A 2,552-nucleotide genomic window follows, 5' to 3' on the forward strand; every position below is an offset into this window, starting at 1 on the left:
TTCCATTGCAAACGTAGCGCCAGTAACGCGCAGAGCAGCGCGCTGGCCGCGGCGGCCAGCAACAGCAGGCTGGCCTGCCAGTGCGCCGGGGCCGTGATGAACGAGTCCTACCAGCAGCCAGCCATGCCGGCCGGTGTCGAGGAAGGCATCATCAAGGGCATGTACCTGCTTGAGGAAGACACCCGCGAAGCGGCGCACCACGTACAGCTGATGGGCTCCGGCACCATCCTGCGCGAAGTCCGTGAAGCGGCGAAGATCCTGCGTGACGAATTCAACGTGGCGGCGGACGTATGGAGCGTTACCAGCTTCAACGAACTGCGTCGCGATGGCCTGGCAGTCGAGCGCAGCAACCGTCTGCACCCGGGCCAGAAGCCTAAACTGAGCTACGTCGAAGAGTGCCTGGGCGGCCGTCAGGGTCCGGTCATCGCCTCTACCGACTACATGAAGCTGTTCGCCGAACAGATTCGTCAGTGGGTCCCGTCCAAGGAATTCAAAGTCCTGGGCACCGACGGTTTCGGCCGCAGTGACAGCCGCAAGAAGCTGCGTCACTTCTTCGAAGTCGACCGTCATTTCGTGGTGTTGGCAGCCCTGGAAGCCTTGGCTGACCGTGGTGATATCGAACCTAAGGTCGTGGCTGAAGCCATCACCAAGTTCGGCATCAACCCGGAAAAACGCAACCCACTGGACTGCTGAGGAGATTTTTTGTGAGCGAACTCATTCGCGTACCTGACATCGGCAGCGGTGAAGGTGAAGTAATCGAACTGTTTGTGAAGGTCGGCGACCGTATCGAAGCCGACCAGAGCATCCTGACGCTGGAATCGGACAAGGCCAGCATGGAAGTTCCGGCCCCCAAGGCCGGCATCATCAAGAGCCTGAAAGTGAAGCTGGGCGACCGCCTGAAAGAAGGCGACGAGCTGCTGGAACTGGAAGTCGAGGGTGCCGCTGCCGCGGCGCCAGCGGCCGCCGCGCCGGCTGCCAAGGCCGCTGAAAAACCGGCTGCCGCCCCAGCTCCTGCCGCACCGAGCGCTGCGCCTGCCGCCGCCTCGACCCAGCAGGTCCACGTGCCGGATATCGGTTCGTCGGGCAAGGCCCAGATCATCGAGATCCAGGTCAAGGTCGGCGACACCGTCGCGGCCGACCAGTCGCTGATCACCCTCGAATCCGACAAGGCCAGCATGGAAATCCCATCGCCTGCCGCTGGCGTGGTCGAGAGCATCAGCGTCAAGCTCAACGACGAAGTCGGCACCGGTGACCTGATCCTGGCCCTGAAAGTGGCGGGCGCTGCTGCCGCCGCTGCACCGGCCCAGGCTGCTGCGCCGGCCGCTGCCGCTCCGGCACCGGTTGCCGCCGCTCCTGCCGCCCCGGCTGCCGATAGCGTCCAGGACATCCACGTTCCGGACATCGGCTCGGCCGGCAAGGCCAAGATCATCGAAGTGCTGGTCAAGGCCGGTGACAGCGTTGCTGCCGACCAGTCGCTGATCACCCTCGAGTCCGACAAGGCCAGCATGGAAATCCCATCGCCAGCCGCCGGCATCGTGGAAAGCGTTTCGATCAAGCTGGACGACGAAGTCGGTACCGGCGACCTGATCCTCAAGCTCAAGGTCAAAGGCGCTGCCCCTGCGGCCGCTCCTGCGCCTGCTGCGGCCCCGGCCGCCGCCAAGCCTGAAGCCGCGCCTGCCGCTCCGGCACCCGTCGCTGCCGCGGCCCCAGTGGCCGCCCCGGCACAACCGGGCGCCAAGGTTCATGCCGGCCCTGCCGTGCGCCAGCTGGCGCGCGAGTTCGGTGTCGAACTGAACGCGGTGAGCCCGAGCGGTCCGCACGGTCGCATCCTGAAGGAAGACGTGCAGGTTTACGTCAAGGCCATGATGCAGAAGGCCAAGGAAGCTCCGGCAGCTGCCGGCGCAACCGGTGGCGCCGGCATTCCGCCAGTTCCGGCAGTGGACTTCAGCCGCTTCGGCGAGATCGAAGAAGTGCCGATGACCCGCCTGATGCAGGCCGGTGCATCGAACCTGCATCGCAGCTGGCTGAACGTGCCTCACGTCACCCAGTTCGACTCGGCCGACATTACCGAGCTGGAAGCTTTCCGCGTCGCCCAGAAAGCCGTTGCAGAGAAGGCCGGCGTCAAGCTGACCGTCCTGCCGCTGCTGCTGAAATCCTGCGCGCACCTGCTCAAGGAACTGCCGGACTTCAACAGCTCGCTGGCGCCTAGCGGCAAAGCGATCATTCGCAAGAAGTACGTGAACATCGGCTTTGCGGTCGATACCCCGGATGGCCTGCTGGTACCGGTGATCAAGAACGTCGATCAGAAGAGCCTGCTGCAACTGGCGGCCGAAGCCGCCTCCCTGGCTGAGAAAGCCCGGACCAAGAAGCTCTCGGCCGACGACATGCAGGGCGCCTGCTTCACCATCTCCAGCCTCGGCCACATTGGCGGTACCGGCTTCACGCCGATCGTCAACGCGCCGGAAGTGGCGATCCTCGGCGGCAACACGCCGCGGGGCCTGCGATGAACCGCCTGATCCACAGCCTCAACCGCCTGGCCCTGGCGGTGATGC

General features: G+C 64.8%; 1 protein-coding gene and 1 pseudogene. Both read left to right on the top strand.

All coding sequences use genetic code 11. From position 1 onward, the window contains the following. The coding region (locus ACQKQA_RS30175) for a transketolase-like TK C-terminal-containing protein (protein WP_427564784.1) at positions 1–693 on the top strand (693 nt) is incomplete at its 5' end. Between the two features lie 11 nt (positions 694–704). After that, positions 705–2,480 (top strand): annotated as a pseudogene (gene aceF, locus ACQKQA_RS30180) (dihydrolipoyllysine-residue acetyltransferase); the annotation flags it as partial. Positions 2,481–2,552 lie beyond the last annotated feature (72 nt).

It is taken from the genome of Pseudomonas sp. NPDC089530 (assembly GCF_050280705.1).
GTDB lineage: Bacteria > Pseudomonadota > Gammaproteobacteria > Pseudomonadales > Pseudomonadaceae > Aquipseudomonas.